General features: G+C 47.0%; 17 protein-coding genes and 3 tRNA genes. 6 read left to right on the top strand and 14 right to left on the bottom strand.

Annotation, left to right across the window (positions count from 1 at the left end; genetic code table 11):
• Window positions 1-70: 70 nt before the first annotated feature.
• Together MHN33_RS01170 and MHN33_RS01165 are read left to right on the top strand one after the other, a co-directional pair.
• Window positions 71-1,207, top strand: coding sequence for an AraC family transcriptional regulator (locus MHN33_RS01170; protein WP_239393324.1), 1,137 nt, complete (start codon window positions 71-73; stop codon window positions 1,205-1,207).
• Window positions 1,208-1,348: 141 nt separating this feature from the next.
• The gene (locus tag MHN33_RS01165; RefSeq protein ID WP_239393323.1) at window positions 1,349-2,026 is read left to right on the top strand and encodes a DUF4386 domain-containing protein; all 678 of its coding nucleotides are present in this window, start codon (window positions 1,349-1,351) and stop codon (window positions 2,024-2,026) included.
• A 51-nt stretch (window positions 2,027-2,077) separates the two neighbouring features.
• Here MHN33_RS01165 and MHN33_RS01160 read toward each other — a convergent pair whose 3' ends face one another.
• The 6 genes from MHN33_RS01160 to MHN33_RS01135 all read right to left on the bottom strand — a co-directional run bounded on the left by MHN33_RS01160 (window position 2,078) and on the right by MHN33_RS01135 (window position 7,401).
• A complete protein-coding gene (locus MHN33_RS01160; RefSeq protein WP_239393322.1) occupies window positions 2,078-2,785 on the bottom strand; it encodes a hypothetical protein in 708 nt (235 codons plus the stop codon).
• Window positions 2,786-2,789: 4 nt separating this feature from the next.
• Window positions 2,790-3,782, bottom strand: coding sequence for a S66 peptidase family protein (locus tag MHN33_RS01155; protein WP_239393321.1), 993 nt, complete (start codon window positions 3,780-3,782; stop codon window positions 2,790-2,792).
• A gap of 9 nt (window positions 3,783-3,791) precedes the next feature.
• Window positions 3,792-4,568, bottom strand: coding sequence for an alpha/beta hydrolase (locus MHN33_RS01150; protein WP_239393320.1), 777 nt, complete (start codon window positions 4,566-4,568; stop codon window positions 3,792-3,794).
• A 46-nt stretch (window positions 4,569-4,614) separates the two neighbouring features.
• Window positions 4,615-4,911 carry an antibiotic biosynthesis monooxygenase gene (locus MHN33_RS01145; protein ID WP_239393319.1) on the bottom strand — a complete coding sequence of 99 codons (297 nt, stop codon included), beginning with the start codon at window positions 4,909-4,911 and terminating at the stop codon, window positions 4,615-4,617.
• A gap of 190 nt (window positions 4,912-5,101) precedes the next feature.
• Window positions 5,102-5,473, bottom strand: a complete 372-nt coding sequence (locus tag MHN33_RS01140) for a VOC family protein (protein WP_239393318.1) — start codon at window positions 5,471-5,473, stop codon at window positions 5,102-5,104.
• A gap of 485 nt (window positions 5,474-5,958) precedes the next feature.
• On the bottom strand, window positions 5,959-7,401 hold the full coding sequence (locus MHN33_RS01135) for a S41 family peptidase (RefSeq protein ID WP_239393317.1): 1,443 nt from the start codon (window positions 7,399-7,401) through the stop codon (window positions 5,959-5,961).
• A gap of 663 nt (window positions 7,402-8,064) precedes the next feature.
• Here MHN33_RS01135 and MHN33_RS01130 point away from each other — a divergent pair.
• Window positions 8,065-9,924, top strand: a complete 1,860-nt coding sequence (locus MHN33_RS01130; protein ID WP_239393316.1) for a S8 family serine peptidase — start codon at window positions 8,065-8,067, stop codon at window positions 9,922-9,924.
• Window positions 9,925-9,978: 54 nt separating this feature from the next.
• Here MHN33_RS01130 and MHN33_RS01125 read toward each other — a convergent pair whose 3' ends face one another.
• The gene (locus tag MHN33_RS01125; RefSeq protein WP_239393315.1) at window positions 9,979-11,169 is read right to left on the bottom strand and encodes a class I SAM-dependent methyltransferase; all 1,191 of its coding nucleotides are present in this window, start codon (window positions 11,167-11,169) and stop codon (window positions 9,979-9,981) included.
• Between the two features lie 83 nt (window positions 11,170-11,252).
• Between MHN33_RS01125 and MHN33_RS01120 the strand changes: the two genes are divergently transcribed.
• A complete protein-coding gene (locus MHN33_RS01120; RefSeq protein ID WP_239393314.1) occupies window positions 11,253-11,900 on the top strand; it encodes an HD domain-containing protein in 648 nt (215 codons plus the stop codon).
• Here MHN33_RS01120 and MHN33_RS01115 read toward each other — a convergent pair.
• Window positions 11,897-12,877, bottom strand: coding sequence for an ion channel (locus tag MHN33_RS01115; RefSeq protein WP_239393313.1), 981 nt, complete (start codon window positions 12,875-12,877; stop codon window positions 11,897-11,899). The two genes, MHN33_RS01120 and MHN33_RS01115, sit on opposite strands and share 4 nt — an antisense overlap.
• A gap of 72 nt (window positions 12,878-12,949) precedes the next feature.
• Between MHN33_RS01115 and MHN33_RS01110 the strand changes: the two genes are divergently transcribed.
• Window positions 12,950-13,627, top strand: a complete 678-nt coding sequence (locus tag MHN33_RS01110) for a SprT family zinc-dependent metalloprotease (protein WP_239393312.1) — start codon at window positions 12,950-12,952, stop codon at window positions 13,625-13,627.
• A gap of 29 nt (window positions 13,628-13,656) precedes the next feature.
• On the opposite strand, the gene MHN33_RS01105 is transcribed toward MHN33_RS01110, so the two are convergent.
• The 3 genes from MHN33_RS01105 to MHN33_RS01095 all read right to left on the bottom strand — a co-directional run bounded on the left by MHN33_RS01105 (window position 13,657) and on the right by MHN33_RS01095 (window position 13,957).
• Window positions 13,657-13,741, bottom strand: a tRNA-Tyr gene (locus tag MHN33_RS01105).
• A gap of 23 nt (window positions 13,742-13,764) precedes the next feature.
• Window positions 13,765-13,849, bottom strand: a tRNA-Tyr gene (locus MHN33_RS01100).
• 23 nt (window positions 13,850-13,872) lie between these two features.
• Window positions 13,873-13,957: transfer RNA gene (locus MHN33_RS01095), tRNA-Tyr, on the bottom strand.
• A 112-nt stretch (window positions 13,958-14,069) separates the two neighbouring features.
• Here MHN33_RS01095 and MHN33_RS01090 point away from each other — a divergent pair.
• Window positions 14,070-14,591, top strand: coding sequence for a VC2046/SO_2500 family protein (locus tag MHN33_RS01090; protein ID WP_239393311.1), 522 nt, complete (start codon window positions 14,070-14,072; stop codon window positions 14,589-14,591).
• 248 nt (window positions 14,592-14,839) lie between these two features.
• On the opposite strand, the gene MHN33_RS01085 is transcribed toward MHN33_RS01090, so the two are convergent.
• The 3 genes from MHN33_RS01085 to MHN33_RS01075 all read right to left on the bottom strand — a co-directional run bounded on the left by MHN33_RS01085 (window position 14,840) and on the right by MHN33_RS01075 (window position 16,320).
• A complete protein-coding gene (locus MHN33_RS01085; RefSeq protein ID WP_239393310.1) occupies window positions 14,840-15,295 on the bottom strand; it encodes a YchJ family metal-binding protein in 456 nt (151 codons plus the stop codon).
• A 16-nt stretch (window positions 15,296-15,311) separates the two neighbouring features.
• A complete protein-coding gene (locus MHN33_RS01080) occupies window positions 15,312-15,737 on the bottom strand; it encodes a SulA-like leucine-rich domain-containing protein (RefSeq protein ID WP_239393309.1) in 426 nt (141 codons plus the stop codon).
• A gap of 121 nt (window positions 15,738-15,858) precedes the next feature.
• The gene (locus MHN33_RS01075) at window positions 15,859-16,320 is read right to left on the bottom strand and encodes a sel1 repeat family protein (RefSeq protein ID WP_239393308.1); all 462 of its coding nucleotides are present in this window, start codon (window positions 16,318-16,320) and stop codon (window positions 15,859-15,861) included.
• Window positions 16,321-16,428 lie beyond the last annotated feature (108 nt).

Below are 16,428 nucleotides of genomic sequence, written 5' to 3'. Positions count from 1 at the left end.
TGAACAAGCCCAACAATCTAAAGGCTACAACGACTTGTAAGCTGTGCTGTGTTTTTCTGGAGAGTAATAGATGGATGTACTGGGGACACTGATTTACGCCACTATGCTGGGTATGCTGGCACTGGCATTACTGCAGGCAATCAATAAACCCAGACAAATGCAAACGACCTGTCTGATAGTGCTGCTGGTCTTATTGATCATTCATGTCAGTGGTGAGCTGGTGGTGTACTCAGGTGCGTATCAGTATGTTCCGTGGCTGGTGGGTGCACAATTTCCCATCCGCGTGTTGCTGGGGCCTGCTTTGTATTTTTATGCCTGTGCGACCATGTCTCCCAGTCCAGAGTTTTCGACACGCACTTATCTGTGGGCACTGTCAGGTCCTGTGTTGGTGATGGCCGTGATGCTGCCGTTTGTCACCGGTCTTAGCTCTGCTGAAAAACTGGCACTTGCAAACCCGGCAACCCGTAATCCCGAACATTATAAACTGGCGCTGTTCTCCTGCTTTGCGGCAACACAGATCTTTGTATTTTACACCGCCGTTTACTTTTTCAGCGCATTAAAGCTCCATTCCCGCCACCGGCAACAGTTAATGGAGCGCTTTTCCGAGATTGAATCGCGTTCTGTCAATTGGTTTGGCGTCATTTTATTGCTCTGGGGGCTGGTGTGGTTGTGTTATGCCATCAGCTATATCTCTGTATTTTTTGGCTGGCGCTGGTTCGGACAGGGAGTGATATTACCCATTTTTGAGGCATGTGTATTACTGGCATTCGCTTATCTTGCACTTAATCAAGCGATTTTGGCACCCTCAGATAAAGCAGAGCCCCGCGCGCTCCAGCCTCGCACCACAACGGTGAGTTTGGATCGAATGCAGCGTATTGCTGCCAAACTGAAAAGTGCAATGCAAGACGATCAGCTGTTTATGGAAGAAGACTTGTCACTGAATAAACTTGCCAGTGCCATTGGCGTCAGTGAAAATCATATTTCTGAAACCCTGTCACAATTGCTGCAAACCAATTTCTTTCAGTTTGTGAATGGCTACCGGATTGAGGAGGCTGAAAAACTGCTGAAAAGTACAGACAGTCAGGTGTCGACCATACAGTTTGACGTTGGGTTTAATTCAAAATCAACCTTCAACACGGCATTCAAAAAAGCCACAGGACTAACCCCGACTCAATATCGCAAACAAAAAAGTATTGTAACTAACTAAAACTTATATGAATAAAAAGTTCGAACGGGCCCATTCGAACGACAACCAGAGTCTCCTCCCGAACAATGGCGTTATCACATTAAGCCACAGGCACTGACAAATTTTAGATTGCCTGACACCTTCACTAAGGGAGTTTTAACTATGTCTCATCAACTCGCGGCACGTATTGCCGGATTACTCTTTCTCATCTCGACCAGCTCGTATATGTACGCGGACTCAATCTTATCACCACTGCTGAGATTGCCCGATTTTCTTATGCAGGCTGCACAAAATGAATCAACGCTGGCGCTGGCAGCATTACTTGAATTCGTCAACTGTGTGGCGGTGGTCGGTATTGCCATTGTGCTTTATCCCATGATTAAGCAATACAGTGAGCGGGTGGCGATAGGTTATATTGCTGGCCGTGTCATTGAAGCGGCGATGCTGATCTCCGGCGCCGTGATCCTGATGACCTTTGCTACGATGGGAGATAAGTTGGCAGTGAGCTCAGTTGTAAGCAGCGAGCAGTTATATATCATGGGCAGTGCGCTAAAGACGGAGCGTTACTTCAGCTTTCTGATGGGCATGATAGCGCTGGCCATATTTGGATTCTTGCTGAACGTTACCCTGTTTAAGTACCGTCTGGTCCCGCGTTTGTTGTCAGCACTCGGATTGCTGGGCTATGTCATGTTGTTACTGAAAGTATTGTTTGATTTCTTTGATATAAGCCTGGGCGGTTCATGGATGTATATACCTGGTGCACTGTTCGAGTTCTTACTGCCACTTTGGCTGATTTTCAAAGGGTTTGATTTGCGCCATCAACCTGCATCAGATATCTAGGTATTGTTAAATAAAAACAAGCGGTTGAACGGTTTTGGTGTCAGCTTGGTATTAACACAAATACGCAACGCCATAACTTGCCACAGTAGCTGTGATAAAGAGCACCAAACACACCTTGGTGCTCCGGTAGCGCCAATGTTCGGCACAGCCGATCTGCCAGAGAATGATCCCTGTAACCGCAACCGTCGGCTCGTAAAAAAACCGCACCGGCGCATCAAGCGGGAAGAAAAACAGACCATGGATCAGGCGGCCCAGCCCTGGCGGTAACAGCATCACGGCAGCCAGGAGTATCCAGTGGGCGTGTGCATGCGGCGAGTTGGAACGAAAAATAGCGTTACACATGAATACAATAAAGGCTGGAAAAAGCATCAGGTCCAGGCTCAGCACAAGCCGGAAAATGGCTGCGGTATTAATGCGCGCCTGATATACCGTGCTATAAAGCCACAGGGTAGAGCCAATAAAGGCCAGCAAAATGCACAGCAGCCAGTATCCTAAAACCCGATGGCAGATGAAGCGCTGTTGGTGAATAAGCGTGACCTGGACGAGCATACCTGCAATCCACAACAAGGACACAGCGGCGTGCCAGTGGTGCACTTCAGTTAAAGATGAAAACTGCATCACATAGCTGGAAATAAAACCCAGTAAAATGAGCAGACCAACTGCCCTAAGCCACTTCACATAGAAAGATAAGGGCAAAGCTGGACTCTGTGCTGTGTGTGAAACCGGTTCCTCATCCGTGAAAATAGTTCTATACGACATACGTTTATCCCGTTGAGCCTGAAACGCACGAAGACACTTTTATTGTGACTGTCTCTCCAATTGCATTGACTTTACATTGCCCGCCAATTGGCACGGTGAAGATGGGGGTAGTGTGGCCAAAGTCGAGGTTACATACCACCGGACAGTGGTTAAGTTGCTCAAAGCTGCTAAGCAATTCAATCAGGTCGTTGAGCTGGATTTTACTGTCTGTTTGAAACCGGCCTAGCATGAGACCATGAATGCGTTCAGCGCCCTGATGAGACAACAAAGATTGCAGATTGCGTTCAAATTCTGTCAGGGTCAGCTCACCAAGCAGGTTGTCTTCTTCTAAGAACAAGACGGCACCTGTCAAGTCGGGCATATACTGGGTGCCCTGTAACAGGTTAAAGGAACACAGGTTACCACCCAAAATTGTGCCTGTACACGCTCCCTGGTTGACGATAACGGGTCCCGCGTTGTCGAAAAAGGTGCGTCTGGTTTGATCGATAAACCAAAGATCATCTGACCAGGCAGCAGAAACATCCAAGGCATACTCAGTCCCTTCGAACAGCGCGCGTTCAAAATGCCTGAGGGTGTATTCAAAGCCCCGCTGCATACCGAACGAAGAAAAATGGGGTCCCAGATAAGTCACCTGACCGGTTTTGGCATAAATGGCATTGAGCAGCACAGTGATATCCGAGTAGCCACACAGGGGTTTGCGGTGAGCTCGGATCGTCTCCCAGTCCAGCTGGTCAAGTATTCTGTTGGCATTATGGCCACCAATGGCACTCAGAATGAGCGCCACTTCGGGGTCGGCATAGGCATCGTTGAGATCTTTTGCTTTGTCTTGTATCAGCTGAGTGTTCGTCACCGCCTGGTGCGTATAATGCGCTGCAAAGTCACAGTGAATGTTAAGCCCGGCAAGTGTCTCAATGGCAATCGCGGTGGTCTCTTCGGATAAAATATCCGCCGATCTGCTGGGTGAAACAATGCGTGCTGTTTTCCTTTGCGTGTTCATATCAATCCTTTAGTTTGTGCCGCTGGCTGTGCGAAAAAACTGTTGAATGGCAGGGCATACCAGCTCAGGTAACTCCTGGTGTGCAGCATGAGAGGCGAAAGGTATATTTGCGAAGCTGGCATCCGTAATCCGGGCTTTAAGCGCGACGCCTTCCTCGAGAGAAAACAAAAAGTCATTATCGCCTCGCATGATCAGGGTTGGGCACTTAATTTGGGTGACTAAATTGCACGGATAGCCGGTTTCGCTGGTATCGAGCCAGAGCGTTTTCACAGCCGCAACCAGGGCCGCAAAGTCGGGTGCTGGATTGGACGCGTTATAATAAGCAACGTCTTCGGGAAACATCTCGCTCCAGCGCTCAACCGTGAGGCTTTGCAGAGTTTCGATTGCAGGATCATTTTCCTCCAGGCGCCAGGATGACCCCAAGGTGACCAGTCGCTTTACCTGACCCGGATTTTGCGCAGCCAGGCGATAAGCCACAATGCCACCATCGCTGAAGCCAAACAGGGCATATTGGGTGATTTCCAGCTTACTGAGCAGAGCCTGTATGTCACTTTGATACTGAGCATAACTCAAGGCCGCATTGCCAAAGTGCGATTTTCCTTGGCCTCTTAAGTCGATGGATATCAGGCGGAAGTGGTCACTCAGATACTCAGCGATGACATCCAGGTCGCGTGTCGAACCCAGGCCGCCATGGATCATAACCAGGGGAAAGCCATCCTGGATACCGCTTTGCTCATAATGGAGTCGGGTGCCGTTGATGTCGGCAAACGCTGACTGCTTATTCATTGTTACTACTGTCCTTTTGCGTGGATATTGTATTAAGTAGGTCGTACTATCGGGTTCTGTCTTCTATTTCTTCGAAGGTTTCTACCGAAATGCGCTTTGCAAGTTCGCGCATGTGCTGCATTGACTGCGGATTGCTATTGCCCCAAAAGTGCAGCCAGTCTTCACGTGAGCGCCATTTGGCGATGGTCAGCACTTTGTCTGGCTGCTCGGCGCTTTGCAGCATAAAGCTGCCCAATGCTCCGTCAACCGATGCATGGATTGTATCGGTCGTGGTTTGCCATAGAGCTTTAAAGGCGGTCATGTTGTCAGTGGGCACCTGCCACTGGTAAATAACCCTGAACATAGCGGATCCTCCATGCAGTGATAGTCTGGCCTTGCAATGGGTTAGCGGATATGGGTTGCTGTGTGTGCAAGGCTGGGTACAGGTTATCATTGAATCTGGTATGATGTCTGCCTGATATGCATTCTGGCTCAACTCTCATGACATGGGTTGTCATAAAGATGCGCTGCGAAAGACTATACTGGTGGCCCATCTATTCTTCATGCAGGGCGATACAGTTTCCCTCAGAGTCTTCAAACTCAGCAACCCAGCCAAACCCGCCAATTGATGTTTTTGGATACAGGACTTTTCCACCCAGTGACAAAACCTTGAGTAATGTGGCGTCTATGTCTTCAGCATGAAAATACAGCCTTGCGCCAGCTTTAGATGGCACATAGCTGTCTCCTTTCACCAGTGCTCCGGTGATCCCCGCAGCATTATCATGTGAAGGGAATAGCGCCATGTCGTGACCATCTATTACTACGTGCTCAAATTCGAAGCCAAATAGAGAATGATAAAAGGCGCTGGCACGCGCTAAGTCAGTCACCGGAATTTCAAAATATCTAACTGGGTTGTTAAGCTGCATCTTAAGGTGTCGCCTTTTTTAAAGGTAGTTTGTTGAGTATGGCACGAGCGCGTTAACTTGCCTTCAGAAGTCAGGAAGTTTGTGCTCGCCTACGGCATTGGATTATCAGCCCGTCAGAGCATGGTGTATCAGCCATATTACATTTATGAGTCAGGCCGGATTAATAAGTCCCAAAACCGGGTGTTGTGCTCTCTGATCATTAAACCCATTAGAGCGACAATTGGCGCTGTTCACAAGTGTTTTTATATTGGGAACGGATGACTGGTTGCTAGTTTAATTGCAGAGCAAGGCCCGTATTTGCTCTCAGATGTTTGTCGCCGGAGCAGGTTTGAAAGGCATTCTGTATTTCGCAAAGGATCAATCCAATGGATTCATAGAATTGACGTGCTTCCCAGTTGCTCCCGCCGTCTTTGCAATAGCGTAGCTTGCGGTGGGTGTCCTGAGATTTTCGTTTTAGATTTTCTGAGGTTTATTGACGGTACCGGTCAATTTAGTGGCTCCGCTACGGTTAGGTTTGCGGTGGGTGTCCTGAGATTTTCTGAGGTTTTGCTCATTGATAAGTACCTTTGCGCTGCTGAAAGAGCTGGGTCTTTTCCTGCAAGAAGTTCATTCCAATTCAGGTACTTGAATGTCTCATCAACTGGTATCCCTTTACTTTCAAAATGTACGCCATCCGTGTCCAGGTATTGCTCGTTTGAAAGCGTGAAAATCCAGCCGTTTGGAAGCTGCTTAACGAGTGTATCGCTAAACGAGCCATTGCTCGGCTCACCAAACAATTTGACTTTGTCTCGTGCCTTTAGCCCAAGTACAAGCACTTCTGCTGCACTGACTGTCAGCGGGCTGGTTAATATCACAATTGGCCCCAAGTAAGGCTTAGGGTGCTGGGGTGAAACTTTAATCTTGTTTTCAGGTAGAAAGCCTGAAAGTATTTTTGTTCGTTTGGAACCTATTATCAGGGGTTCATTAATAAAATGAGAGAGTAACCGTAAGCCTAGCTGGTCTTTTCCTCCCGAATTCCACCTTAGATCAATTATGAGACCATCTGATTTTCTTAACTGTGGCAACAAAGCCGTCATTACTTCATCTACGACGTGTATGTCATCTTCCAACGTATTTCCATCTGCAAACTCGCGAAGGTGATCGATACTGAGGTATTGGACATTGCCAGGTAGAGAAGCGCTCAAAAATGCGTCATGTATTTTTTTCGAATCATCGATGAAGTACTGCTCAATCACTTTTTGATGTAGTTGGGTGAGAAAATGGTAAAAGGACCGCGGACTTTTAATTTTTGGTGATGTGGCAGACGCGATGTATGTTTTATATGGTATGTCTATGCGTTCACTTCTGAATGTATTCCATTTATGTTCGTACATGGCCAGAGTCTCACCATCAATATTTGCGATATAGGCATGTCCGTCTTGTAGCGCTGTGATTAAATCGTTCAGAACAGAAAGTAGCTCTTCACTGCTGCTGTTTTTGTTAAGCCTATTACGCCACGGTGAATACTGCGCTTCCCAATTCCACTGTTTTGTTTGGCTAAAAGCATAGTGTTCTGCAAATGTTTGCCAGAACACATCAAAATTACCGACGGCATTCATTGTGTTGGCGGTATTCAGGCAGTTTGCTGGTAAGCGATTTAAAGGTTTTAGTTTTACCGGGTGTAGTGTTTCCCAGTGAAGCTCTGCACCCTGTGTTAATGAGATCAAGTTGGCGGGGTCGTAGTCTCCCGACTCTTCACTGTTTAATAGGCAATGCGATTGCGTAACGTCATAAAACGTCAGTGTTGTTGGCGTTTTTTTAATAAAGTAGCCGTATCCCTGTGACTGCCAGTAAGTGACATCACTGGCCGGTTTTGAGCTCTTTGCATCAACCTGCGGGCAAATTACATAGGTAAATATAAAAAGTACAGTAGTAGAAAGTTTGTTCATTTTATTCCTTTCAATAAAAGCTTCTTAGCTTCACCAGTGCAAAATCTAACTAGTCTGAATAAGGCTCATAGCGCCAGGTTGGAATGATATAATCCGTGGGGAGCGTGCCAGACGTCAGTGTTTGTGTTCTCAATGCGGATCCCCTTAAAGGCGTAAAATGAAAACCCGCCTATTAATAATGTACCCTATTTGGAAATTATCATTAAGTCAATTTTATCAACGGGCTTTAACAAGCTAGTGCAGGTTCTCAGTCAATTAAGCCCTGCTCAAATAAACAACATGCTACGAAACACACTCACCAAATACACTGATAGCGGAGAGTTTGAGCAAATTGGATGCTCGCTCGTACGTGTAATATTTTCACTCACAGAAGTCATCTGGGCAGATAACATCACGCGGGGTGATCCTTTAATACGGAAAACATGAAAACACTATGACGAGAATAGTCTCGATAATGGGTGAGAGCCGGCATTATTTTAGATAAAAACCATAATAATCAATGCCCCACAGGAATGTTCATAAAGTATCAATAAACTAATGTAAATTTAAATTTACAAAAAATGTAAACATAGTTAAATAAATGTTCCAATTTGTTGTTTATTTTTTCTTCATATGCGCTACATTTTGATTGGAAATTAACCAAACAACAAAAAAGGAACAAGTATGCGTAAACTAAACACACTGGCTTTTGCCATTCTGGCGGGCCTGTCTGGACAGTCTATGGCTCAGGCCGAGTTGTTGACCGCAGATCAAGGCAAAGCCATTCCTGGCAAGTATATTGTCGTGTTTAAAACGCCAACCGTGCTTAATACACAAAGCGCTATGGCTATTTCTGACTATGCAAGCACACAGGCACAGGCACTGAGCAACGCTTACAATATCAATGTCGCAAAGCGCTTTAACGGTGCGCTAAACGGTGTTGTTGTCGATGCATCACAAGGCGATGTTAAAGCAATGCTGAAAGACCCAAACATTGCTTACATCGAGCAAGATCAGATTGTCACAGTTACCCCGCAGGCTTCTGGCGATCAGAGCAATGCGATTTGGGGTCTGGACCGTGTTGATCAGCGTGCATTGCCTCTGAATTCAAACTACCACTATGACTTCGACGGCTCAGGCGTTACTGCTTACGTTATCGATACTGGTGTGCGTATTTCGCACAGTGAATTTGGCAATCGCGCAAGCCATGGATATGACTTTGTTGATAACGATGCTGACTCGTCTGACTGTAACGGTCACGGTACGCACGTTGCCGGTACTATTGGTGGCTCAGAGTACGGTGTTGCAAAAAATGTTAATGTTGTCGGCGTTCGCGTATTGGGCTGTAATGGTTCAGGGTCATACTCAGGGGTGATCTCAGGGATTGACTGGGTTAAAAATAATGCTTCTGGTCCGTCTGTTGCTAACATGAGTTTAGGTGGCGGCGTATCTCAGGCAGTTGATGATGCCGTTAATGCGGCTGTTGCTTCTGGTGTTACTTTCGTTGTGGCTGCCGGTAATGACAACAGCGACGCGTGTAACTACTCGCCAGCTCGCGCAGCGGACGCAATCACTGTTGGTTCGACAACGAGCAGTGATGGTCGCTCCAGCTTCTCAAACTATGGTTCTTGTCTGGATATCTATGCACCAGGTTCAAGCATCAAGTCAGCCTGGTATAACTCAGACAGCGCGACGAATACCATCAGTGGTACGTCAATGGCAGCGCCTCATGTTGCAGGTGCGGTCGCCTTGTACCTTGACCAGGATCCTACACTGACGCCAGCGCAGATTGATTCACTGCTGAGCAGCAGAAGTACCAAAGGTGCGGTGTCTGATGCCAAAGCAAGTTCACCGAATGAACTACTTTACACGCTTGAAGGTGATGCGCCACCTCCACCACCTCCGCCGGGCCCAACTGAACTTACTTCAGGTGTTGGTGTAACAGCGTCTGGTGCGACGGGTTCCGAGACCTTCTACAAGCTGGCAGTGCCTGCCGGAGCGGCGTCTGTTTCCTTCACACTAACGGGTGGCTCAGGTGATGCCGATCTGTATGTGCAACAAGGTTCACAGCCTACTCAAAGCAGCTATTCATGTCGCCCTTACAAAAACGGTAACAACGAGTCTTGTGAGTTTTCAAACCCGGCTGCTGGTGACTGGTATGTTATGCTGCATGGCTACAGCCAGTATTCAGGTGCTACACTGACAGGCACATTCGGTGATTCATCCGGCTGTGGTGCCAACTGTCTTGAAAATGGCGTGCCAGTAACGGGCTTGTCTGGCGGTACTAACACAGATACGCGTTATACCATCGAAGTCCCCGCCAATGTGACACTAAATGTCAGCATTTCAGGTGGCTCAGGTGATGCAGACTTGTATGTGCGTAAAGGTACTCAGCCAACCACCAATAACTACGATTGTCGTCCATATCGTTCTGGCAACAATGAAACGTGTACTCTGAGTTCTGGCACAGATGGCGGCACTTACCACATCATGGTACGTGGCTACAGCAGCTACTCAGGCCTTACTCTGCAAGGCAGCTTCTAAATACTCATTGAGTAAACGACAAAGGCCGGTATAAACCGGCCTTTTTGTTAGTTATTAATACACTTTGCAGATCAAGCCTTTAAGATAAAACCCTTCCGGATAACAGCCCGCGATAGGGTGGTCAGCTGCCTGATTAAGGCGTTCCATAATTAACAGGTCCTTACCTGCATCCAGCGCCGCATCGGCGACCACTTTTTGGAATAGGTTTTGCTCCATCAGGCCAGAGCACGAGAAGGTCAAAAGCGTGCCGCCCGGTTTAAGCAACTGCATGGCCAGCATATTGATGTCTTTATAGCCACGGCAGGCGCCGTTGAGCTGGGCTTTACTCTCGGCAAATTTGGGAGGATCCATCACAATCGTGTCAAACTGACGGCCTTCCTCACGGTATTGTCTGAGCAGTTTAAACACATCCTGCTTAACAAACTGGGCACGAGACAGATCTAGATCATTGTGCTGCACATTACGTTTGGCGGTATCCAGCGCCGGCTGAGAGACATCGACATTAATGACTTCGTCACACTCGCCACGAAGCGCATACAGACCAAATGTGCCTGTGTAACAGAAGCAGTTTAGTACCGATTTGCCTTTAGAGAAGCGCTCCAGTGCTGCACGACTGTCTCTTTGGTCCAGGTAGAAGCCGGTTTTGTGGCCGGATTTGATATCGACTTCTATTTTCAAGCCGTTTTCCATGATCACAACGGGCGCCTCTGGCTCGTCTCCCCACAAAACGCCTGTGGTTTTTTCCAGGCCTTCTTTTTTACGTACATCAACGTCAGAGCGCTCGTAAATATTGCACTCGGGGAACAGGCTTCTGAGCGCTTGTACGATTTCACCTTTGTGACGCTCTGCACCAGCGCTAAGCAGCTGACAGACCAGGTAGTTGTCAAACTTATCTATGGTAATGCCCGGCAGACCGTCCGATTCGGCTGCACAGAGCCTGAAACCGGTTAACTGACCTTCTTCGATAACTTGCTCGCGCGCGGCAAGTGCCCGTGACAGTTTTCTTTCGAAAAATGACTGATCGATGTGCTCAGACTGATCAAAGCTCCAGATCCGGGCCCGGATCTGAGAACCAGGGCTGTATGCGGCTGTGGCCAGGTATTGACCGTCGTGACTATAAATGGTCACGGTATCGCCAAGAGCAGGTTTGCCTTTGACTTTTTTTATTGCTTTAGAAAAGATCCAGGGGTGTTTTCTTTTTAAAGATTTTTCACGGCCAGGTTGTAAATACAGCGCGCAAGACATATAAATTCCTTACAGTAGATAATGGTGATATTTTAGTGAAGCCACTAACAACATACAATCAGAACCATAAGGTTAAGGGATAAATGACAATAAATATGACGGAATTTGAAACGGCATGCCGAGATTTTATGCTCACCACTGAGTTTGCTGACACCGCCCATGATTTATCGCACATCCTGCGTGTGGTTAAAACAGCCAAACAATTGTGTGCCGCGGAAGGCGCTGATCTTGAGGTTGTACTGCCTGCTGCCTGGTTGCACGATTGTGTAGCGGTGGCGAAGAATCACCCGGACAGACCCATTGCCTCAAAACTGGCTGCAGACAGGGCTGTTGCCTTTTTATCGACACTGGATTATCCCAAAGACAAGTTGCCTGCCGTGCACCATGCCATTGTGGCACATAGCTTTAGCGCCAATGTGACGCCTGATACTCTGGAGGCCAAGGTAGTCCAGGATGCAGATCGTATGGATGCTTTAGGTGCAATTGGTGTGAGCCGGTGTATGAAAGTGGGCGGCGCCATTGCCAGACATATGTATCATATTGATGACCCATTTTGTCGAAACCGTGAAGCGGATGACAAAAAATATACTTTAGATCATTTCTACATCAAGCTGCTGAATATTGCTGAGCAAATGCATACTCAGTCTGCAAAGCAAGAAGCCCAGCGGCGCACTGAGTTTATGCATGGATTTTTGCACGAATTGGGAAGAGAGATTGGGATCTGCGACTAACGCGTCATGCGTTTTACAAAGACAACGACGAACAACGCCAACGAAAAGCTGCCGGTAAATGCCTCAACCGTTGCGACCAGTCGGGTGATGCCGGTTGGTGTTATGTCGCCATAACCAAGCGTTGTAAAGGTGACCACACTGAAATAAATGCAATTGAGTAAAGTACTTAGATTGTCCGACCAGGAAGCCTGACTGGAAAACTGAATGAGCCCGTCATTGTAATTGATCCCGAACAGGAAGTAGCAGATAGCGCAGGCGATGATCATGCCTAAACTGAAGCGGATCACATTCTCGGGCTTTTCGCCGTAACCACATAACATGTCAACAAAAGAGGATACCAGGCGGCGTTTAGAAAATTTTGGATATTGCGCGTGGCGCATGCGCAGCTCGCTGTAAGTATATTTCCCGGCCATTTCAAACAGACCCTGCTGCTCGGCTCCCTTTCTTAGCAGGCGGTAAATTTCCTCTGATTGTAAAAACAGATCGTTAGCCTCATCCAAGTCTTGTTGTTTAAGGGCTTCATGGGCTTGTTTTTCCTGCAACAACTTATCACCGAGGTAGAGGTTGTCGATGCGGGTTTTATCGAGTTTCATGCCCAACAGGTTGGTATCTTCAAGCTTGCAGCAGTGCAGGTTGGCGTCACGCAAATCCGCCTTCATCAGCGAGGCATGCTTGATGGTATTGTTGAACAGGTGAGCACCTTGCAAATTGGCACGATAAAAGTTGCTGTATGACAGGTCGTAGCCTTCGTGGTGGTCAAACTTAACCAGATTAAGGCCCTCAAGATTAGCCCGTTTTAATTCTAACCCCTGTAGAAGGCCACCGCGTTTGGCATAGCGCTCCAGTTTTTGTGTTAACTCCAGACCGCTTTTGTCAAATTTGCTATCATGCCAAAAGCAATAGCCTGAACCCATGTCTATTTCCTGGCAGTTATGCCCGTCGGGTGATTCATATTGGCAAAGTGGTTTATTGTTCATATTGTGCCAGCTCAATCCTTCTTATTAGTAAGGGTAGCAGCATTTTTTCAGGGTAAATAAAAAATTGTATCTATGTCATTCGATTATCAGTTAAGCATCAGTAAGCGCAGACAGAGTGTTGCGATTAAAATTACAGCGGATGGCGTCAAAGTCTTTGCGCCTTACGGTATCGACAGGCGCTGGTTGGATACCTGGCTAAAAAGCAAGTCACATTGGGTTGAAAGCAAAAAGCTGGCGGTATCTGCCCAGCAGCAGCGGATCCAGGCGCCGTTCGACAGTAAACAAATTCAGATATTTGGTGAGCAGTACAGGTTTGAGTATTCTCAAAGTCGTTCTTATGTTGACCACGACGCACAATGCATAGGGCTCAAAACCCGGGCGCAACCTGGCTCAGAGGGCGCGCGCAAGGCGCTGTTTAAATTACTAAGCCAGACTTTGTTAAGTTATGTTACACCGCTACTGGCAGAGTACTCACAGCAGATGAGCAGTCAGTATCAGGTACTGAAGATCAGAGAATATAAACGCCGCTGGGGGAGTTTGTCATCTAATGGCACGCTGGCGCTTAATAGTCTGCTGGTTGGGGCGCCGAAGTGGGTGATTGATTATGTGGTTGTGCATGAGCTGGCACATTATCATGTGATGGCACACAATCAGGCCTTCTGGCAAATTGTTGCACAGCACTATCCAGGTTATCGCGAAGCTCAGGCTTATTTAAGAGAGCAGGGTGTCAGGCTTCAGATAGAAAAATAACAGTTCAGTAAACAAGAAAATAAGGAAAGTGGTGGAGGGGGCTGGATTCGAACCAGCGAAGGCAGTGCCGTCAGATTTACAGTCTGATCCCTTTGGCCGCTCGGGAACCCCTCCGAAGAGAAAAACAAATTGTAAAGTGGTGGAGGGGGCTGGATTCGAACCAGCGAAGGCAGTGCCGTCAGATTTACAGTCTGATCCCTTTGGCCGCTCGGGAACCCCTCCTAAGAGAAATAAAAATTGTGAAGTGGTGGAGGGGGCTGGATTCGAACCAGCGAAGGCAGTGCCGTCAGATTTACAGTCTGATCCCTTTGGCCGCTCGGGAACCCCTCCTCAACAACGGCGCTGATAATATCAAAGTTTTTAGTGAAGTAAAGAAATGTACTAAAGAAAATTGAAAAAATGCCGATAAATTTTCATATTCCCTAAATTGTGGCGATTTTACATGCAGATAGATGGCATTTTGTGCAAAGAAGCTCAGCTGGGCAGTGCACTTAACCACAGCGTTCATGAAGCAAGACGCGGTGATTTTGCGTTGCTTTTATCTTTGCTGTCACAGGATGCGCTAGATTTTAGCCAGTTCGACCTGCCTCATACGTCACAAGAGGAGCCCGATAAATCCGAAGCGGTGTTAAAACAGGCACTGCAGCTTGGTCCGCAAAAGCCACTTGCCCCCGAACAGTTCAATATGTTGATAGGGCATGATAACGGGTTTTTAGTCCAGGATGGTGATTTGGCCAGCCTGCGCCTTAAAGAATGTTTGCAGCCAGAGCCGTATGCGGTACGCAACGATAAAAAGCACATTCCCCTGCACATCGTTGACAACCTCGAACCTGCTGTAAGACAGAAACTAGAAAAAACCAGAACCCCTCAAATATTGGTAGACAATAAAGATATAGATGCGGCGGGTTTTTATGACCAGATAGCCGGTGGTGAAATGCAGTCTATGTTGCAGGTTGCTGTGTAACTTAAGTTCATTAGGAAACTTCAATAAAAGCACGGCGTGTGATCCACAGATTAAGCGCCGAAGAAAAGTAGCTTAAGCCTGACGCTTCACAGGCGGTTTATATAAAACGCTACCAGCTTATTGCGGTGGCTCGGTTGAGCACCGTTATCAGCCTGTTATAGGCTAAGCAATGGTGCGGACACAAGGCGTTATATCGAAAAAGTGCGGATTGTTGAGCACTCAACAATCCGGCCGACATCGCCAGCGAGCTAGCCATGACATTTTTTAAACTTCTTCCCACTTTGGCAGGGACAAGGATCATTCCTGCTGACTTTTTTCTCAGGGCAGGCATAAAGCTCACCATCCAGGTAGCGCCACAGGCCCGCCTCTTTTAAAAATCGGGAGCGCTCATGCATGGTGACACACACGCCGCCATCCAGATAAGTCGCTTTAAATTCCACAAAGTGATAGTCGGCAGACTCATTGCACTCGATAACCTCTAATCCGATAAAGGCGACCTGCTCGGCAAATGCTTTGATACTGGCCTCACTGTTTTCTGCGCGCTTACTCTGTGCATAAGTATGATGTATATACTCTGTGTCTTTGAGGCAATAAGCACTATACCGTGAACGCATTAGCTGCTCTGCACTTTGTGGCTGTTTACGGCCTTCTATAAAAGGCAGACAGCACGCTTGTGCTTCAATTTCAGAACCGCAATAACACATAATTTCTCATTTGAATTTAATGCGCAACGACAGATGCTCCGTGGCCGGAAGTACGACTAAAGCAAAATAACTCAGTATCACTGTCTATCAGCTTAAACCGGGCAAGCTGTTGCTCAGTAACAATATCCGTCCAGGTGATCACCGCTGCAAAGTTGCCTTTGCATAAAGCGCTGTTAATAACATACTCCAAGTTTATCAAATGTCTCTGGCGCAGTACCAGTAACTTGCTACTGTCAATTGAGCGGGTATCCAGTAATGCCTTGCTGGGAATGTTGTCTGGCGCAATGAGTAGTGTCCATCTGTGTAGCGAGTTACACCGATACAAGATTTTAAGTAATTCTAAGCTACTGACTATATCATCTTCCGCATAAACCAGCTGATAACGTTTATCACCTGAGTTGGTTTGAGACAAAGAAATATTTTGCACTTGAGTATGTAACATGAGCAGACCACTGATTTTCTATACAGTGGTTATACAGTATTTCATACAGTGCTGTTTGGCAAGTAAAATATCGCGTGTTTTTTGTTCTTTGGTATTAGAGCTTTGATTATATTTACTTTTATTATTTGCAGGCATCCTGGTTAAAATGCATCATTTGGTGGATTTGCTCATACAGGGTAGCTGCATAGCACTGTGCATCTATAAAGCGTTTTGCAGTCAGGTGTGTACGGACTTGTTCCAGTGTCTCTGTTGCAGCCTGGTTGCCCTGACTTTGGGCGAGTGACAGCCAGGCGATACCATGAAACACGCTCTTTGGTACGCCCTGACCCTTGATAAACAACATGCCAAGGTAAAACTGAGCTTTGTTATCGCCTGACATAGCAGCCAGGCGTAACCATTTTGCGGCGAGCGGATACTGTTTATTTTTCAGATAATAAAGTCCTTTTTTATAGGCGGCTTTGCTATCCGTGTCTGAGGGCCAGCGGTTTTCAGAGTCCGGCGTTGCGGTGACAAACTCCAGTACATTGAGGAGTTGTTGTTCCAAGTCATTACCGTTTGCAACTGCTAATTGGTTCTTTTTCATACTGATTTCACTTAATACGACCTAGATCAGAGTGTAGTTGATTTTTAACTATTTTGTCCGATTACACCAGAGATTTGTGATAAAATCCGGCTTTCGTTTCTATATAAA

The sequence above is a fragment of the Pseudoalteromonas sp. OOF1S-7 genome (assembly GCF_022347765.1).
Lineage (GTDB): Bacteria > Pseudomonadota > Gammaproteobacteria > Enterobacterales > Alteromonadaceae > Pseudoalteromonas.
Note: the sequence above shows the minus strand (reverse complement) of the source record. Positions and strands in the feature narration are given on the sequence as shown.